This is a genomic window from Pseudomonas sp. NFACC32-1, assembly GCF_900101215.1.
In the GTDB taxonomy this organism is placed as follows: Bacteria; Pseudomonadota; Gammaproteobacteria; order Pseudomonadales; family Pseudomonadaceae; genus Aquipseudomonas.
On record NZ_FMUL01000012.1, the window covers coordinates 174,117 to 191,831 of the forward strand.

Sequence of the window (17,715 nt, forward strand, 5' to 3'; positions counted from 1 at the left end):
ATGCCCCGCGCCGTGCTTGCACTGCTGCTGATGGTCGCCCTGCCCCTGTGGGCGGCCGAACCGAGAGACCTGGCCTGGTCGGAAATGATCCCGGCCGGGGCACCGCCCGAGGTGCCGAACATGACCCCGCTGCACGACCTATCGCAGATGGGCGATGCCTTGGCCGCCGAATCCGCCCCGGCGGCCAGGCAGGACATGCCCAATGCGCCGGTGGTCAAGGAACTCGATGGCCAGCAGATTCGTTTGCCGGGCTACATCGTGCCCCTGGAAGTGAGCGAGGAAGGCCGGACCACGGACTTCCTGCTGGTGCCGTATTTCGGCGCCTGCATCCATGTACCGCCTCCGCCCTCGAACCAGATCGTGCATGTGAAAAGCGAAGTCGGGGTCAAGCTCGATGAGCTGTACCAGCCGTATTGGGTCGAAGGGCCGATGCAGGTCAAGCCGTCCACCAGTGAACTGGCCGATGCCGGGTACCAGATGGAGGCCGAGAAGATCTACGTGTATGAGTTGCCGGAGTGAATCGGCTGGTGATGTGCAGTCCGTCGGGTAGCTTGCTCGCGATGGGGCCGTCAAGGCTTGCTCATCATCACTTCATTGAGCTGAGTCAATTAATCGACCAAGACTCATTGAGCTGAGTCAAAAGACCGGGGCAGACGCCTTCGTACCATAGGACATCAATTTCAAATGTTCTCTGGAGCCCCCATGCACAAGTCCTTGCTCAGCGCCTCCCTGGTCGCCCTCGCACTCGCTGCCCCCATCGCCCAGGCCCATACGGCCGGCGATATCATCGTTCGCGCCGGCGCCATCACCGTCAATCCGGAGGCCGACAGTTCCAGCGTCAAGGTCGACCGTGGTCCGCTGGCCGGTGCCGACCTGGGCGGCAAGGCGACCATGAGCAGCGACACTCAACTGGGCCTGAACTTCGCCTACATGATCACCAACAACCTGGGGATCGAGCTGCTGGCGGCGTCGCCGTTCGAGCACGATGTGAAGATCAAGGGCACCGCCTTGGGCGCGGCCAACAACAAGCTCGGTACCCTGAAGCACTTGCCTCCGACCCTGAGCCTGGTCTACTACCCGCTCGACGCGAAGTCGGCCTTCCAGCCTTATGTCGGCGCCGGCATCAACTACACCTGGATCTACGACGAACACGTGGGCAGCGAAGCCAGCGCCAACGGCTTCAGCAACTTCCGCGCGAGCAACAGCTGGGGCATGGCGTGGCAGGTGGGCGCTGACTACATGCTGACCGACAACATCATGATCAACGGTCAGGTTCGCTATATCGACATCGACACTACCGCCTATGTCGACAACAACGCCGTGGCCGGCGGCACCCGGGCCAAGGTGAACGTCGACGTGGATCCATGGATCTACATGGTGGGCTTGGGCTACAAGTTCTGACCTGCAGCACGATGGCAAGTTGAAAACACACAACAGCGTATGCCGTGACAAAAAAAAGGCGCCTCGAAAGGCGCCTTTTCTCATTCAGCGGCCCAGCAGCCGAGCCAGCCCCACGCTCATCGGTGTCTGTGGGGGAAAGCGGAAGCGCTGCAACAGCCGGTGATTGTCGGCCCGTGAGTGCCGGATATCGCCAGGACGCGCCGGACCATGGCTGATCGGCGGCAAGTCACCGACCACCGCGGCCAGCGCCTGAAGCATCTGCTTGAGGGTCGTGGCCTGGTTCCAGCCCACGTTCACCGCCCCGACTTCAACCTCGGTTTTCTCGATGGCCTGCACCAGCAGGTCCACCAGGTCTTCGACATAGACAAAGTCCCGGGTCTGCTCACCATCGCCGAAGATGGTAATCGGCAGGCCTTTCTGCGCCCGTTCGCTGAAGATGCTGATCACACCGGAATACGGTGAGGACGGATCCTGGCGCGGGCCGTAGATATTGAAGAAGCGGAACACCACCGGCTCCAGGTCATGCTGGCGACGATAGAAATCCAGGTAGAACTCGCTGGCCAGCTTGTCCGAGGCATACGGCGTGAGCGGCGCCTTGGGGGTGTCTTCGTCGATGGACTGGCCTTCGCCGTTGTTGCCATAGACCGCCGCGCTGGAAGCGAACAGCACCCGCTTGACGCCGGCCTGGCGCATGGCTTCACAGACGTTCAGGGTGCCAATGAAATTGCTCTGGTGGGTGCGCACCGGGTCGTCCACCGAAGCCTGCACCGAGGCCACGGCGGCCAGGTGCGCGACGGCACTGCAACCGGCCATGGCCCGGGCCACCAGCGCCGCGTCGGCGACATCGCCCTCGATCAGCTCCACGGCAGGGTTGTCCAGGGGCAGGTTGCTGCGCTTGCCGGTAGACAAATCGTCGAGGATTCGCACCGAATGGCCCTGGGCGAGCAACGCGTCGGTCAGGTGCGAACCGATGAAACCCGCACCGCCGGTAATGAGAACAGGGCCTTTAGCCATGACGATAGAACCTATCCAGGAGAGACGGGAGGGCCGCGCGCCAGGCGCGGGGCTTGATCCCGAAGGTATGCAGAATTTTCTTGCAGGCCAGGACCGCGTGCTGCGGTTCTTCCGCGGCGTCCGGCCGTGCGGCGTGGGCCTGGGGCGTGGGCGACTCGATCGCCAGCGGATGCAGGGCGCGGGCTTCGGTCAGGATCGCCTGCCCCAGCGCCAGCGGCGTGGTCGCCTCGTGTCCGGCGTAATGGTAGGTGCCCCACAGCGGCGCCGCACAGTCGAGCTGCTTGAGCACGGAGATGATGACCCGCGCCGCGTCATCGACCGGCGTTGGATTGCCGCGACGGTCGTCGGCCAGCAGTAATTCCTCGGGGTGTTCGGCCCGGGCCAGGAAGCGCCCCAGGATGCCGTCGGGGCTGTCGTCCAGCAGCCAGCCGAAACGCAGCAGCACATGCTGCGGGCAGGTGGCCCGCACGCTCTGCTCGATCCGCCACAGTGCCTGGCCGCGCAGGCCCAGGGGCACCGGTTCGTCCTTTTCGCTGTAGGCGGTGGCGCGGGAACCGTCGAAGACGCGATAGCTCGACGGTTGCAGCAAGACGATATTGTGATGCTGGCACAACTCGGCCAGGCGCTCGACGGCACGCTCCTGGCTGGCCAGGCGCTGTTCGCTCACCGCCTCGGCCTGGAACCAGTCGAAGTAGTACGCCAGGTTGATCACGGCGTCCGGGCGGGTGTCGTCGAGCAGCTGCGTCAGGCTCGCGGCATCCCAGCCGTCTTCGGGCGGGCGGGGGGCGAGAAAACCGATGTCTTCTTCCGCACCGAGGCGAATCAGCGCCTGCCCAAGGGCATTTCCGCCGCCCAGTAACATAAGGCGCATTCGCATAAAGTCAGCAGGCCCAGTCTGTTGGCACAAGAATTTGGTCGACAACGCCCACAGGCGTCGTCGGAATCCTTGCATTTTGCGGGTTTAGTGCGCAACCGTCATCCGTAAAGTGTGGATCGCATCCTACAAGGTTGGTAGCTGGCCTGTGGCGAGGGGATTTATCCCCGTTGGGCTGCGAAGCGGCCCCTTTGATTGCCACCCGGGCGGGTCAGGTCCATTCCATTCGTCCGGGGCTGTCTTGCAGCCCGGCGGGGATAACTGCCCCTCGCCACAGACGCAGTATCAGTACTTGCATCTTCCCCACTGCGCCCGCATAAACTGCCACATGAATCTGCCCCTTGCCGCCGACCACGCCATGGCAGGCTTCCACCCTGCCGTCCGCGCCTGGTTCAGCCAGACATTCCCGGCGATCACGGCCGCCCAGGCCCGGGCCTGGCCGCTGATCGGCCAGCGCCGTTCGACCCTGGTGGCCGCGCCCACCGGCTCGGGCAAGACCCTGACCGCCTTCCTCGCGGTGCTCGATGAACTGGTGCATCGCGGCCTTGAACAGGGCGGCCTGCCGGACCAGACGCTGGTGGTCTACGTCTCACCGCTCAAGGCGCTGAGCAACGACATCCGGATCAACCTGCAGAATCCACTGGCCGGCATCACCGAACAACTGCGGCGGATGGACCTGCCGCCCCTGCACATCACCACCGCCGTGCGCACCGGCGACACGCCGCAGAAAGAACGCTCGGCCATGCGCAAGACCGCGCCGCACATCCTGGTGACCACCCCTGAATCGCTCTATGTGTTGCTGGGCTCCGATTCGGGCCGGCAGATGCTCGCCAGCACCCGTACGGTCATCGTCGACGAGATACATGCCATCGCGGCGAGCAAGCGCGGCAGTCACCTGGCCTTGAGCCTGGAGCGCCTGCAGGCGTTGTGTGCCGAACCGCTGGTGCGCATCGGCCTGTCCGCCACGCAGAAACCCATCGAAGCGGTGTCGCGCTTTCTGGTGGGCGCAGGACGCCCGTGTGAAATCGTCGACATCGGCCACGCCCGCCCCCGGGACCTGGGCATCGAAGTGCCTCCGGTACCGCTCTCGGCGGTAATGGCCAACGATGTGTGGGAGCTGGTCTACAACCGCCTCGCCGACCTGGCCCGTGAGCACCGCACCACGCTGGTGTTCGTCAATACCCGACGCCTGGCCGAACGCCTGAGTCGCCATCTGAGCGAACGCCTGGGCAAGGACGCGGTGGCGGCCCATCACGGCAGCCTCGCGAAGGAGTTCCGCCTCGACGCCGAGCAGCGTCTCAAGCGCGGCGAACTGCAGGTATTGATCGCCACCGCGTCCCTGGAACTGGGGATCGACATCGGTGATGTCGACCTGGTGTGCCAGATCGCCTCGCCCCGCTCGATTTCGGCGTTCCTGCAGCGGGTCGGCCGCTCCGGCCACCAGGTCGGAGGGACGCCCAAGGGGCGCCTGTTCGCCACCACCCGCGACGACCTTATCGAATGCGCCGCCCTGCTCGATTGCGTGCGCCGTGGCGAGCTGGACATCCTGCACATTCCCACCGCGCCGCTGGATGTGCTGGCCCAGCAGATCGTCGCGGAGGTCAGTTGCCAGGAATGGCAGGAACAGGCGCTGCTGGAGACCTTCCGTCGCGCGTCGCCCTACGCCGCCCTGGACGAAGGGCACTACCAGGCATTGCTGCAGATGCTCGCCGAAGGCGTCAACGGCCGCCAGGGCGTGCGCAGCGCATACCTGCACCGAGACGCTGTCAGCCGTACCCTGCGCGGGCGCCGGGGCAGCAAGCTGACGGCGGTGACCAGCGGCGGCACCATCCCGGACAACGCCGACTACAGCGTGCTGCTCGAACCCCAGGGGTTGAACATCGGCAGCGTCAACGAAGACTTCGCGGTGGAAAGCATCGCCGGCGACGTGTTCCAGCTGGGCAACACGTCCTACCGCATCATTCGCGTCGAGACCGGCCGCGTGCGGGTCGAGGACGCCCAGGGCCAGCCCCCGACCATTCCGTTCTGGCTCGGCGAAGCGCCAGGGCGCAGCGCCGAGCTGTCCATGGCGGTGGCGCGCCTGCAGGCTCAGCTCGACCGTCTGTTGGGCGCGACGCCGGGCAATCTGCAACCGGCCCTGGACTGGCTGACCGGCACCCTGCAGTTGAACCAGGCCAGCGCCGAGCAGTTGGTGGATTACCTGGCCCCGGCCCGGCTGGCCTTCGGCGCCTTGCCGTCCCAGGACACCTTGCTGATGGAACGCTTTTTCGACGAGTCCGGCGGCACCCAACTGATCATCCACAGCCCTTTCGGCAGCCGCATCAACCGCGCCTGGGGCCTGGCCCTGCGCAAGCGGTTCTGCCGCACCTTCAATTTCGAGCTGCAGGCCGCCGCCAGCGAAGACGCCATCGTGCTTTCGCTGTCCACCGGTCATAGCTTCGAGCTGGACGAGGTCTGGCGCTACCTCAACAGCCAGAGCGCCGAGCAGGTCCTCGTCCAGGCCGTGCTGGATGCGCCATTGTTCGGCGTGCGCTGGCGCTGGAACGCCGGCGTGGCCCTGGCCTTGCCGCGCTACACCGGCGGGCGCAAGGTCGCGCCGCAGATCCAGCGGATGAAAAGCGAAGACCTGATCGCCAGCGTGTTTCCCGACCAGATCGCCTGCCTGGAAAACCTCGCCGGTGAACGGGAGATCCCCGATCATCCCCTGGTGGAACAGACGCTCGACGATTGCCTGCATGAAGCCATGGACAGCGAAGGCTGGCTGACACTGTTGCGACGCATGGAAGCGGGGGAAATCCGCCTGATCAGCCGGGACCTGCCGGCCCCCTCGCCCCTGGCGGCGGAAATCCTCAGCGCCCGGCCCTACACGTTCCTCGACGATGCACCGCTGGAAGAGCGTCGCACCCAGGCGGTGATCAATCGCCGCTGGAGCGACCCACAGTCCACCGATGACCTTGGCGCGCTGGACGCCGAGGCCATCCAGGCCGTCCAGGACGAAGCCTGGCCGACACCGGCCACTGTCGATGAAATGCATGAAACGCTGATGAGCCTGGCCTGTATCGCCGACCACGAAGCCACCGCCCATGCCTCATGGCCGGGTTGGTTGCGGACGTTGGCCGACAGCGGTCGCGCCTGTCACATTCAGCTCAGCACCGAACGCGGCCTGTGGCTGCCCCTGGAACGGTTGACCTGCCTGCAGGCGATTTATCCACAGGCTTCATGGCAACCGCCATTGACTCCCCTGGCCGGTTTCGACGAAGCCTGGGATCCCGACGAGGCCGTGGTGGAACTGCTCCGCGCTCGCCTCAGCGCCTTCGGTCCGCAGCCCCTCATGGCCATCGCTTACCCGTTGGGCTTGTCGACGCCACAGGTCACCCAGGCCTTGGCGCAACTCGAACAGCAAGGCTACGTGCTGCGGGGGCGGTTCACACCGGGTGGCGGGCAGGAGCAATGGTGCGAGCGACACCTGCTGGCGCGCATCCATCGCTATACCGTCAAGCGTCTGCGCCGGGAAATCGAACCGGTGTCGCTTAAGGACTTCATGCGCTTTTTGTTCGACTGGCAACACCTGTCGCCCGCCACCCAGGGCCGGGGCGCGGCCGTCCTGCCGTCGATCGTTGGTCAGTTCGAAGGCTACCCGGCCGCCGCCTCGGCCTGGGACGGTGAGCTGCTGCCGGCGCGGATCAAGGACTATTCGCCCACCTGGCTCGACGAACTGTGTCGCAGCGGCAAACTGGTGTGGACGCGCCTCAATGCCCGGCAGAAACCATCGGCCGGCGCCCTGCGCAGCACGCCGATCGTATTGCTGCCGCGCAACCGGGTCGCCCTGTGGAGTGGCCTGGCCGAGCAAACGCCCCCCGGCGAACTGTCCCTGAAGACGCAAAAGGTCCATCGGGCCCTCAGCGAGCACGGCGCCCTGTTCTTCGACGAACTGCTGCACGAAGCGCATCTGTTGCGCAGTGAACTGGAGATCGCCTTGCAGGAGCTGGTGGGCGCCGGACTGGTGAACGCCGACAGTTTCGCCGGGTTACGGGCGTTGATCACCCCTGCCAGCAAACGCCAGGCCCGCAGCAGTCGGCGTGGGCGCGGGGCGTTTGTCGGCGGCATGGACGACGCCGGCCGCTGGGCCCTGCTCCGCCGCAGCCAACCCGCCCCCGAAGAAGGCAATCGCCCCGCATCGACCCCGCCCGAGACGCTGGAACACATCGCCATGACCCTGTTGCGCCGCTACGGGGTGGTGTTCTGGCGCATGCTGGAGCGCGAAGCCGACTGGCTGCCGAGCTGGCGCGAGCTGCTGCGCACGTTCCATCGCCTGGAAGCCCGCGGGGAAATTCGCGGCGGGCGCTTCGTCAGCGGCCTGGCAGGCGAGCAATTCGCCCTGCCGGAAGCCATCCCGCTGCTGCGCGAAGTGCGCCGCCGCCCCACCGACGGCAGCCTGATCGCCGTGTGCGGGGTCGACCCATTGAACCTGGCCGGCACCCTGCTGCCAGGGGCGAAAGTACCGGCGCTGGCGAGTAATCGGCTGGTGTATCTGGATGGGCTGCCGGTAGCGGCGCAGATCGCCGGCAAGCAGCATCTTTGGATGGAGCTGGATGCTCAAGGGATGGCTGAGGTCCGGAACAAGCTTATTCAGAAAGGTTGAGGGTGTCTGGACGGGCCCCCGCCCGAACCTCACCCACTACCGAGATTGATCAGGCACCTGCTCCCCCTCTTTCGGCTCTTCCACGAATCGCTTGGGCATCATCACCTGCTGTGGATAAGTCTGCGCAAAGTGCACCGCCGGGTGGTTATCCACAAGCTTCTTCAATTGATGGTTGAACGCGCGGCTCACCGCGTACTGCCCGCCGGAGACCGTGCGGAACTGCGCCGTGAGCACCACGCCGTTGAGGTCCATCTTGTCCACGCCGAACACATCCAGCGGCCCTTGCAGGTTGAACTTGAGAAACGGATCTTCAGCGATCGAACGCCCGGCCTCGCGAATCAGCTCGATGGCCTGGTCGACATCGGTGTCGTAGGTGAACTGCACCGAGAAAAATGCAAAGGCGAATTGCCGGGACTGGTTGGTCACCGCCTTGATCTGGCCGAACGGTACCGAGTGCACGAACCCCTTGCCGTCGCGCAGGCGCAGGGTGCGGATGGTCAGGCCTTCGACGGTGCCGGCGTGGCCGGAGCTGAGCACCACCCAGTCGCCGATGGACAGCGTGTCTTCAATGATGATGAACAGCCCGGTGATCACATCCTGCACCAATTGCTGCGAACCGAAACCGATCGCCAACCCCACCACTCCGGCACCGGCCAGCAACGGGGCGACGTTGATACCCAGGTTGGCCATGGTGGTGATTGCGCAAATCACCACCAGGATGATTTTCGCCGCGTTGCGCAACAGCGGCAGGATGGTCTTGACCCGCGTACTGGGCTGGCGCGCCCCACGTTTGTTGAGCGGTGGTTTCAGGGCTTCCTGGATGGCCGTATCGAGCACCACCCACATGAGCCAGGTCACCAGCAGGATCAACCCGATGCGACTCAAGGAATCGCTGATCGCCCGCCCCACGGCATTGCGCGAAGCGAATTCGAACAACGAAAGCCCCCAGATCCTGCCGAGGATCTCGATGAACGCCACCGCCATGACAATCCGCAGCAAGGCATGCAACAGGCTCAACAACCGGCCCTTGTAGGCACTGTTGCGCTGGATGGCTTCGGCCTTGGGAGACTTGAACACCTGTTGGAACACGGTGCTGAGAAATACCGTGGCGATCAGCAGGATAGTGGTGAACAACGCACAGCGCAGGGCCCTCTGGTTATCCTCGCCCACGCCGATCAGGCTCACCGCCGAGACCAGCACCATCAGCAATATCGGCCAGTTCCACAGCCCGGAAAAAACCCGCAGCGACTCCTGCAGGGCCGGCTGTTTCAAGCGTTGGGCCAGCGGGCGGTTGCGAATCAGATGCGCCACGGGCCGGCGCATGCGGATCACCAGCCAGCCAAACAGCACCGAGGCGAACAGCCCGGTGAACACCGCGACGCTGGCGGTGATGTTGCCCCCCAGTTGCCGGGCGATCTGCGGACTGGTCAGTGCATCGCTGAGGGCGGCGAGGAAACCGAACAGGAACAACGGACGGGGAATGAAATGGCGAATGATCGACACCGCCCGACGTTTGTGGCCGGCATTGAACATCACGATCACGCAGAGCAGCACCGAGGTGGAGAAGATCCCGCTGCTGGTGGCATAGGCAAAACACAGGGCCAGGGCACGCCCGACCGAAACTTGCAGGAAGTGGCTGACATACAGGGTCAGCGGCAGGCAGACCAGCGCCGGCACGGTGTAGGGCAGCAGGTAGCCGAGCAGGTCCCGTATCCGTTGCCGGCTGCGCAGCCAACGACGATGGCCCAGATGGCGCAGCAGCAGCCGGGCCCCGGTCCAGATCAGCGCAAAGGCACCCAGCCAGACGCCGGAAAGCAACAGGAAATCCCCCGCCACGCGCCAGGAGGACCGGGCGGTCTGGTCCACCAGCCTGTCCACTTCGTCCGCCGCCCGGTCCGCCCGCAGGCGCCAGGCATCGATCAGGCTCTGGTTGAGGTCGAGCTTGTCCTGGACATCGTCGATGCTCGAACTGATGGCGCCCAGTAAACCGCCCTGCACCAGTGGCTCGGGTTCGGCGGGGGCCTCACTGGGCGCCGGTGCGGCAGGCGCAGCGGCCGCAGCGTGGGCGATACCGCCCGTCAGCAGCGACAGGACCAGCAGCAAGGCAGTGCTCAATCGAGACAAAACGCGAGGCTCCTTCACACGGGATTGGTAAGGAACTGATTCAAAACGAGCCGGCAAGTTCGCTTTGCCGGGTGAATCGGGAAAACCTCCGGGACTTCAGCCAAGACCAGATCCTTTGGCGAGGGGATTTATCCCCGCTGCGCAGCAGCCCTATAAGGCGGCACCTCGGTGCATCAGCTCAACCGCGTGTTTTTGTCTGGGACTGCCTCGCGGCCCAGCGGGGATAAATCCCCTCGCCACAATGCTCACTGCCATCAATACCTTTCTCCACAGGACCTCATGGGCCTCACCGCCGGGCATCCCGTCGAAACTTTCTTCACCGCGCGAAGGTCATCACAAGACACAGGCAGTACGAGGTCATCTGGCGCGGGAGGGACACATGACGGCGATCCACATCGGTATTTCCGGTTGGCGATACACGCCTTGGCGGGGGGACTTCTACCCCAAGGGACTGACCCAAAAGCGTGAATTGCAGTTCGCCTCGCGAGCGGTCAACAGCATCGAGATCAACGGATCGTTCTATGCCCTGCAACGCCCTGAACGGTATGCCCAGTGGTACGCCGAAACACCGCCGGGCTTCGTGTTCAGCGTCAAGGCGCCGCGCTTCATCACGCACATCAAGCGTCTACGGGACATCCGCAAGCCCCTGGCCAATTTCTTCGCCTCCGGGGTGCTGGAGCTCAAGGAAAAGCTAGGGGCGATCCTCTGGCAATTCCCCCCCAGCTTCAAATTCGACCCTGAGCTGTTCGAAGACTTTCTCAAACAACTGCCCCACGACACCGAAGCGGCCGCGGCCCTGGCCCGGGAGCACGAACCGCGCATGGAAGGCCACGCCAGTACCGAAACCGACAAGAAACGCCCGCTGCGCCATGCGGTCGAAATCCGCCATGAAAGTTTCATCGACCCGCGCTTCGTCGCGCTGCTCAAGCGCTACGACGTCGCCCTGGTGATCGCCGACACCGCTGGTAAATGGCCGTATCGCGAAGACGTCACCAGCGATTTCGTCTACCTGCGCCTGCACGGCGCCGAGGAACTGTATGCCAGCGGTTATACCGACGAAGCCTTGAAGCGCTGGGGTGACCGGATCGAAGCCTGGAGCCACGGCAAGCAACCGGAGGATGCCCAACTGATCGATCCGACAACCCGACCCAGGGCGCGCAAGCACCGGGAAGTGTTCTGCTATTTCGACAACGACATCAAGGTTCGCGCCCCTTACGACGCACGCCATCTGCTGGAGCGCTTCGATCTGGACAAGGACCTGGCCACAGCTCCCGGCCAGCGTCCCGCCGAGGGAGTGTTGCCATGAGCACGATCCCCTCCGAAACGGGCCTGGACCCAAGGGGTGACGCGATCCAGGGCCAGGCCCGGGATCTTGGCCGGATCCGCCGTTTCACGGTGCTGACGGTCAATACCCACAAGGGGTTCACCGCCCTGAACCGGCGCTTCATCCTGCCGGAGCTGCGCGAAGCGGTGCGCAGCGTGTCCGCCGATGTGGTGTTCCTGCAGGAAGTCCATGGCACACACGAGCATCATCCCCAGCGCTATAGCAACTGGCCGAGCATGCCGCAATACGAATTCCTGGCCGACAGCCTGTGGCCACAGTTCGCCTACGGGCGCAACGCGGTCTACCCGGCGGGGGACCACGGTAACGCGCTGCTGTCGAAATTCCAGATCATCCGTCACGACAACCTGGACGTCTCCATCAGCGGCCATGAAAACCGCGGCATGCTCCATAGCGTGCTGCGCCTGCCGGATGGCGATGCCCCGCAGGTGCATGCCATCTGCGTACACCTGGGATTGCGCGAGAACCATCGTGTCGAGCAATTGAAACTGCTCTGCCAACGGTTGAGCGAATTGCCGCCCGAAGCGCCGGTGATCGTGGCCGGGGATTTCAACGACTGGCGCGGCAAGGCCAACGAGCTGCTTGCGCCCTGCGGCCTGCGGGAAGTGTTCGCCGAGCAATGGGGCAAACCGGCCCGCAGCTTTCCGGCGCGCCTGCCCATCCTGCGCCTGGACCGCATCTACGTGCGCAACCTCAAGGCCCATCATCCCAAGGTCTTGAGCGTACGACCCTGGTCGCACCTTTCCGACCATGCCCCTTTGTCGGTGGAGATCGAGTTATGAGCGCGACGATGAACAAGGCGACGGTGGAACAGGTCGAGGTTCCACCCACCGAGCGCAATCCGGCGCTGGTGGACATCGAATACGGTTGGCATGGCAATAACCGCGTCACACTGCTGGAGAATGGCGAGCAATACTTTCCCAGGGTCTTCGAGGCCATACGCCGGGCCGAGCAGGAGATCCTCCTGGAAACCTTCATCCTGTTCGAGGACAAGGTCGGCTACGAACTGCGGGACCTGCTGGTGGACGCCGCCCAACGGGGCGTGCGCATCACCGTCAGTCTCGACGGCTTCGGCTGCGGCGAACTGACGCCGCAGTTCCTGACATCGCTGAGCGACGCGGGGGTGCGCCTGCAGATGTTCGACCCGGCACCCCGGCACCTGGGCATCCGCACCAACTGGTTCCGGCGGTTGCACCGCAAGATCGTGGTGGTGGACGGGGTGATCGCGTTCATTGGCGGGATCAATTTTTCCGCCGACCACCTGGGCGACTTCGGCCCCGAGGCCAAGCAGGACTACTCCGTGGAAGTCAAAGGCCCGGCAGTGGTGGATATCCATCACTTCGCCCTGTTGCAAAGCGGCCGGCCGGCCCGGGCCAAATACTGGTGGCAGCGACGCCGCAGCCGCCGCAGCGAACTGGCGTTCAACGAACATGATGGCCAGGTGCGCCTGGTCTATCGCGACAACCACGAGCACCAGACCGATATCGAAGAGGTCTACCTGCAAGTGCTGCGTAGCGCCAAGCGCAGGGTGGTGATCGCCAATGCCTATTTCTTCCCCGGCTACCGGTTGCTGCGCGAAATCCGCAATGCGGCGCGGCGTGGCGTGGAGGTGCGGCTGATCCTGCAGGGCCAGCCGGACATGATGATCGCCAAGCTCGCGGCGCGCATGCTCTACGACTATCTGCTCAAGGCCGGAGTGGTGATCTACGAATACTGCGAGCGCCCCCTGCACGGCAAGGTGGCCCTGGTGGACGAGGATTGGAGCACGGTCGGGTCCAGCAACCTCGACCCCCTGAGCCTGTCGCTGAACCTGGAAGCCAATGTGCTGATCCGCGACCGGGCCTTCAACCGCGAACTGTTCCAGCGGCTCGAACACCTGAGCCACAACCATTGCACCGTCATGCGCCCCAACCATGCCCCACGCGGGCTGCTGTGGCGCATGACCATCGGTTTCATGGTGTTCCACTTCCTGCGGCATTTTCCGGCCTGGGCCGGATGGCTGCCGGCCCATAAACCGCGTCTGAAACCTTTTTCGCCGCCGACGGCGGTTCGGAGCGAACCCCATGAACCACTCTGAAGCGCATTCCGTGCCGAGGGACGCCCACGGGCCGGACCAGGCCAACACCGCATCCAGGCCCGCATCGCGCTGGAGCCGCTGGAAAAGACCGCTGACCCTGGCGTTCTTCCTGCTGCTGATCGTACTGTTCACAGCCCTGGCGAGGCGTATCGACTGGGCGGAAGTCCTGGCCACCCTGGCCGATTTCAAGATTCGCACATTGCTCATCGCCGCAGCCCTGACCATTACCAGCTTCATTACCTATGCCTGCTTCGACCTGATCGGACGTACCTACATCCGGCAGAAACTGGGGTGGCGGCAGATCCTGCCGGTGGGGGTGATCAGCTACGCCTTCAACCTCAACCTCAGCGCCTGGGTCGGCGGCATCGCCATGCGCTACCGGCTCTATTCGCGGCTGGGGGTCAGCACCGGCAACATCGCCAAGATCCTAGGCCTGAGCCTGGCCACCAACTGGTTCGGCTACATGACCCTGGCCGGCGTGGTGTTCAGCAGCGGGCTGGTCACCCTGCCACCGGGCTGGAAACTCAGCAGCAATGCCTTGCAGGGTGTCGGTGTGCTGCTGCTGTTGGTGAGTGCCGGTTATCTGCTGGCCTGCCGGTTCTCCAAACGTCGGGCCTGGACGATCCGGGGCATGGAAATCAATCTGCCGTCCCTGCGCATGGCGGTGCTGCAGTTGGCGCTCGGCGCGTTGAACTGGTCGCTGATGGCGGCGGTGATCTTTACCTTGCTGCCGAGCAAACTGGACTATCCGCTGGTGCTGGGCGTATTGCTCATCAGCAGCATCGCCGGGGTGATTACGCACATTCCTGCGGGGCTCGGCGTGTTGGAAGCGGTGTTCATCGCGCTGCTGCAACACGAAGTCTCTCGGGGCAGTTTGCTGGCGGGGTTGATCGCCTATCGGGCGATCTATTTCATCCTGCCGTTGCTGATCACGGTGGTGATGTATCTGGTGATCGAGGCGAAGGCCAAGGCGTTGCGGGTCAAGCCTGGGGTCAAGCGCTGAGGTGCCACGCCCGGCCCCATCGCGAGCAAGCTCGCTCCCACAGGAGATGGCATTGGACATGGGGTTGGCGCCCGTCGCAGTCCGGTGTGGGAGCGAGCCTGCTCGCGATAAGCCCCGCACACACCCACATGATCAGCGCTCCTGGATGATGCTCAACCGCTCTCCCACCACCATTTCCGTGATCCAGTCCACCAGGATCGAGGTGTAAGCCTGCTGTGACACGGGATCGCTCAGGGCATGGTCGGCTCCGTCGATGATCCGGTGCGTCAGCGAGTGGGTCTGCTGGCACGCGGCGCGGTAGCTCATGATGGTGGCGTGGGGTACATGATCGTCGGTCTCCGACTCCACCAACAGCACGTCCCCCGTGAACTGCGAACACGCGTGCAAGGCACGATTGGTATGGGCGTGGACCAGGGTGCTGCGATAATCCAGCAGGTCAGTCTTGTCCAGGTCGCGCTTGGGCGTATGCCATTGCTCGTCGCGGTACAGGGCCGGCACCCGCAGGGCCAGCCAGCGTACCGGTCGCAGCGAGGTCAGGATGGCTGCCAGGTAACCGCCGTAGCTGGTGCCCACCACAGCAATCGCCGAGGTGTCCAGGGCCGGATGGGCGAGCAACCGGTCATAGGCCGCCAGCAAATCACGCAGATTGTCTTCCCGGGTGACCCGGGACAACGGAATGCCCGCCCCGCCGGTGTGGCCGCGCAAGTCGAAGGTCAGGCACACGCAGCCCAGGCCGGCGATGCCTTTGGCCCGTTCCAGATCACGCTCCTGGCTGCCACCCCAACCGTGTACGAACAACACGCCGGGCACTTTCGATTTGGGACTGAGGAACGTCCCGTTCATGTGCTCATCATCGATCTCGATCTGAATGGTTTCGCTTCTAGCCGTCATGGGATTGAACCGTTACGTATTTGAGTAGGAAATCACCATTTTCCGCCGCGCCGCGATACACCTCCCGGGCACCGGCGGGTAGCGGTTGGTCGGTATAGGTTTCCACCGAGGACACGCGCACCACACTGGTGGAGGGGTCCTCGACGAATACCTGCAACGCCGCAAGCTCGGCACTGCTGGCCCCGCCCATGCGCCAGGATTGTTCCAGCACACCGCTACGGGGCTGGCCGCCGGCGTCGAGGCCCTGGGCAATGTCGTAGTTGCGCCGCGACGCGAAGAAACCGGGATAGGCCTGGTTGGCGGCATCGTCGAACACCTGGGCCAGTCGCACCGCTTCGCGAACGTCGTCGGCCAGTTCAAGCCTGAGCAACTCGATGTAACCGCCCTGCACCACCAGCAGGTCCGAACCGCCGTAGACCTCCAGCCCCTCGCTGTCACGGGTGAGGTGTTGCACGCCGCAATAGCTGATGACCTTGCCGCCGATGCTGCTCTGGCCAACGCTCTGGGTCTTGACCTCCCGCAGGTTCTGCTCCAATACCACTCCGGCGCTGAACAACGCCTGGGCATCGGGCGCGGCGACGATTTCGTCGAACTGGGCGATGCTCTCGATCACGCGCTGGTCGCGCCCGGCACAGGCATGGATGGGCTTGAAGCGGATCGGCCCGGCGTACAGCAGATGTTCGGCTGCGGGGCGCGCGTCCTTGAGCGAAAAGACACTGACACCGTCGAGCACCACGCCGCGGCTCAATTTGGCGAACAACGGCGACCACCCCTCGGGCGCGACGGCGTACTTGTTCAACAGACCGTGGGTGATGGCCTTGGTGCAGATGAAATCATGCTCGACATAGCCGCCCCACAGATCGTCCGGCCCATGGACACCGAACTGCCGCGCGGCTTCGGCGCCGATCAGGGTTTGCGTAGGCAGCAGATACAAGTCGCGCCCCGCATGTTGCTCGCGGTCATAGCTGCCGCCGTATTCAAACCCGAGGATCTGCGCCAACCAATGGGCCAAGGCTCGATTGGTGTGCACCTCATGGACGGGCGCGTGAGGATTGATGGAATGCGCCACTACCGTTTTGTTGCGTTTGACTGACGTCATGCGTTGCCCTTACCTCGATGGCTTCAAGTAAAGGGGTGCAGAGATCAGGCCAAGGCTCGGCGGGGGACGAACGGTCAGGAAAATGGGCGTCCCGTCGGAGGATTAATAGCATCTGGCCTGTTTCATTCTGCACGACCAGCGCAAAGCATCCCGCAATTTGCACGACTGGGGATAAAGGCGTCGCTATCCCTTTGAACCGCTCGGCGGGCTCACACCGAATCTCGTCCGGTAGTCGCTCGGCGCCAGCCCGGTGATTTTCCTGAAGATCGCCCGGAAGGCGCTCGCATCCTGATAGCCCACGGTCCAGGCGATGTGGTCGATGGTGCCGTTGGTGAATTCCAGCATTTCCCGTGCCTTGCCAACCCGCAGGTGCTGGCAGTATTCGGTAGGCTTGAGGCCGGTGGCGGCGCGGAACCTTCGCAGGAAGGTGCGTTCTTCCAGCCCTGCCCGTTCGGCCATCGCGCCCAGAGACACATCCACCGCTCCGCTGCCTTGCAGCCAGTGCTGGACCTTGAGAATCGCCGCATCCCCATGCCCGAGGATCGGCGCGAAGTTGCTGCCGCACTGGCTGGCGCTGTCGCTATGCTCGATCACCAGAAATTGCGCCGTGCGTGTGGCGATGCTCGGCCCGAGCAGGCGGTCCACCAGGCGCAACCCCAGCTCCGACCAGGCCATCAGTCCGGCCGTGGTAATCAGGTCGCCATCGTCGACGATGGGCTTGTCCGCCTGGAGCCTGACCTTGGGGTAGCGGGCGGCGAAACTCTTGGCGGACGTCCAGTGAGTGGTGGCGCTACGCCCATCGAGCAAGCCGCTTTCGGCCAGCAGGATCGAACCGACGCAGACCCCGCCCAGTACCGTGCCGCCGGCATGCTGTGTCCGCAGCCAGTTCATCAGTCCGTCGGCAGCCTGGCCTTCGCTGAAACCGTCGAGGGATGGCGGGATCAGCAGCGCGGCCAGTTGGCCCGCCGGCCCGGCTGCGCTGTCGAACACCCGTGACGGTGCCTCACCGTGCTCCGCCCGCCAATGGCTGACCCGCAGACGCGGCAACGGCGCGCTGGCATGCTCCAGCGCGATCCGGTCCGCCACGGCGAACAGGTCGGTCAAGCCATGCACCGCCGCCAACTGCGCGCCCGGATAGATCAACACCCCGAGCTCCGCGACCGCCCTTTGTTGCACCATTGTCAGTTTTCCCTCGCTTATTGTCGTTGCGGCCAATCCTCGACGCGGCGGCAAAAGCCGATGATGGCC

At 64.4% G+C, this 17,715-nt stretch carries 13 protein-coding genes; 7 read left to right on the top strand and 6 right to left on the bottom strand.

The genetic code is table 11. The annotated features are described in order from the left end of the window. Together BLP99_RS18815 and BLP99_RS18820 are read left to right on the top strand one after the other, a co-directional pair. The gene (locus tag BLP99_RS18815) at window positions 1-519 is read left to right on the top strand and encodes a DUF3299 domain-containing protein (protein ID WP_072395546.1); all 519 of its coding nucleotides are present in this window, start codon (window positions 1-3) and stop codon (window positions 517-519) included. A gap of 183 nt (window positions 520-702) precedes the next feature. Continuing rightward, entirely contained in the window at window positions 703-1,401 is a 699-nt protein-coding gene (locus BLP99_RS18820; protein WP_072395544.1) for an OmpW/AlkL family protein, read from the top strand. An 84-nt stretch (window positions 1,402-1,485) separates the two neighbouring features. Here BLP99_RS18820 and BLP99_RS18825 read toward each other — a convergent pair whose 3' ends face one another. Then, complete coding sequence (locus BLP99_RS18825) at window positions 1,486-2,415, bottom strand: NAD-dependent epimerase/dehydratase family protein (RefSeq protein WP_072395542.1); 930 nt, start codon at window positions 2,413-2,415, stop codon at window positions 1,486-1,488. Continuing rightward, complete coding sequence (locus BLP99_RS18830) at window positions 2,408-3,292, bottom strand: sugar nucleotide-binding protein (RefSeq protein ID WP_072395531.1); 885 nt, start codon at window positions 3,290-3,292, stop codon at window positions 2,408-2,410. Before BLP99_RS18830 ends, BLP99_RS18825 begins: the two co-directional genes overlap by 8 nt. 325 nt (window positions 3,293-3,617) lie before the next feature. On the opposite strand from BLP99_RS18830, the gene BLP99_RS18835 reads away from it, so the two are divergent. Then, window positions 3,618-7,931, top strand: a complete 4,314-nt coding sequence (locus BLP99_RS18835; protein ID WP_072458879.1) for a DEAD/DEAH box helicase — start codon at window positions 3,618-3,620, stop codon at window positions 7,929-7,931. 36 nt (window positions 7,932-7,967) lie between these two features. On the opposite strand, the gene BLP99_RS18840 is transcribed toward BLP99_RS18835, so the two are convergent. Continuing rightward, window positions 7,968-10,055 carry a mechanosensitive ion channel family protein gene (locus BLP99_RS18840; protein WP_092181410.1) on the bottom strand — a complete coding sequence of 696 codons (2,088 nt, stop codon included), beginning with the start codon at window positions 10,053-10,055 and terminating at the stop codon, window positions 7,968-7,970. A gap of 379 nt (window positions 10,056-10,434) precedes the next feature. On the opposite strand from BLP99_RS18840, the gene BLP99_RS18845 reads away from it, so the two are divergent. The 4 genes from BLP99_RS18845 to BLP99_RS18860 are packed head-to-tail and all read left to right on the top strand — an operon-like array spanning window position 10,435 to window position 14,477. After that, window positions 10,435-11,361 (top strand): DUF72 domain-containing protein, encoded by a 927-nt coding sequence (locus BLP99_RS18845; RefSeq protein ID WP_072395515.1) that lies wholly within the window; start codon window positions 10,435-10,437, stop codon window positions 11,359-11,361. Beyond that, entirely contained in the window at window positions 11,358-12,179 is an 822-nt protein-coding gene (locus BLP99_RS18850) for an endonuclease/exonuclease/phosphatase family protein (protein ID WP_231991113.1), read from the top strand. Before BLP99_RS18845 ends, BLP99_RS18850 begins: the two co-directional genes overlap by 4 nt. Then, a complete protein-coding gene (clsB, locus tag BLP99_RS18855; RefSeq protein ID WP_072431440.1) occupies window positions 12,176-13,474 on the top strand; it encodes a cardiolipin synthase ClsB in 1,299 nt (432 codons plus the stop codon). The genes BLP99_RS18850 and clsB overlap by 4 nt, the downstream gene beginning before the upstream one ends. Then, window positions 13,461-14,477 (top strand): lysylphosphatidylglycerol synthase domain-containing protein, encoded by a 1,017-nt coding sequence (locus BLP99_RS18860; RefSeq protein WP_072431441.1) that lies wholly within the window; start codon window positions 13,461-13,463, stop codon window positions 14,475-14,477. The genes clsB and BLP99_RS18860 overlap by 14 nt, the downstream gene beginning before the upstream one ends. A 132-nt stretch (window positions 14,478-14,609) precedes the next feature. Here BLP99_RS18860 and BLP99_RS18865 read toward each other — a convergent pair whose 3' ends face one another. From BLP99_RS18865 to BLP99_RS18875, 3 genes are all read right to left on the bottom strand, one after another. Further along, window positions 14,610-15,368 carry an alpha/beta hydrolase family protein gene (locus BLP99_RS18865; protein ID WP_072395509.1) on the bottom strand — a complete coding sequence of 253 codons (759 nt, stop codon included), beginning with the start codon at window positions 15,366-15,368 and terminating at the stop codon, window positions 14,610-14,612. Then, window positions 15,358-16,467, bottom strand: a complete 1,110-nt coding sequence (locus BLP99_RS18870; RefSeq protein ID WP_092181412.1) for a DUF3182 family protein — start codon at window positions 16,465-16,467, stop codon at window positions 15,358-15,360. The genes BLP99_RS18865 and BLP99_RS18870 overlap by 11 nt, the downstream gene beginning before the upstream one ends. A 183-nt stretch (window positions 16,468-16,650) precedes the next feature. After that, complete coding sequence (locus tag BLP99_RS18875; RefSeq protein ID WP_072395505.1) at window positions 16,651-17,646, bottom strand: GlxA family transcriptional regulator; 996 nt, start codon at window positions 17,644-17,646, stop codon at window positions 16,651-16,653. Window positions 17,647-17,715: the final 69 nt, after the last annotated feature.

Bases quoted from the DNA above. Each gene is read 5' to 3' on its own strand.
- clsB (WP_072431440.1), top strand. From the start codon at position 12,176: ATGAGCGCGACGATGAACAAGGCGACGGTGGAACAGGTCGAGGTTCCA.
- BLP99_RS18870 (WP_092181412.1), bottom strand. From the start codon at position 16,467: ATGACGTCAGTCAAACGCAACAAAACGGTAGTGGCGCATTCCATCAAT.
- BLP99_RS18815 (WP_072395546.1), top strand. From the start codon at position 1: ATGCCCCGCGCCGTGCTTGCACTGCTGCTGATGGTCGCCCTGCCCCTG.
- BLP99_RS18865 (WP_072395509.1), bottom strand. From the start codon at position 15,368: ATGACGGCTAGAAGCGAAACCATTCAGATCGAGATCGATGATGAGCAC.
- BLP99_RS18835 (WP_072458879.1), top strand. From the start codon at position 3,618: ATGAATCTGCCCCTTGCCGCCGACCACGCCATGGCAGGCTTCCACCCT.
- BLP99_RS18820 (WP_072395544.1), top strand. From the start codon at position 703: ATGCACAAGTCCTTGCTCAGCGCCTCCCTGGTCGCCCTCGCACTCGCT.
- BLP99_RS18860 (WP_072431441.1), top strand. From the start codon at position 13,461: ATGAACCACTCTGAAGCGCATTCCGTGCCGAGGGACGCCCACGGGCCG.
- BLP99_RS18825 (WP_072395542.1), bottom strand. From the start codon at position 2,415: ATGGCTAAAGGCCCTGTTCTCATTACCGGCGGTGCGGGTTTCATCGGT.
- BLP99_RS18850 (WP_231991113.1), top strand. From the start codon at position 11,358: ATGAGCACGATCCCCTCCGAAACGGGCCTGGACCCAAGGGGTGACGCG.
- BLP99_RS18845 (WP_072395515.1), top strand. From the start codon at position 10,435: ATGACGGCGATCCACATCGGTATTTCCGGTTGGCGATACACGCCTTGG.
- BLP99_RS18830 (WP_072395531.1), bottom strand. From the start codon at position 3,292: ATGCGAATGCGCCTTATGTTACTGGGCGGCGGAAATGCCCTTGGGCAG.
- BLP99_RS18875 (WP_072395505.1), bottom strand. From the start codon at position 17,646: ATGGTGCAACAAAGGGCGGTCGCGGAGCTCGGGGTGTTGATCTATCCG.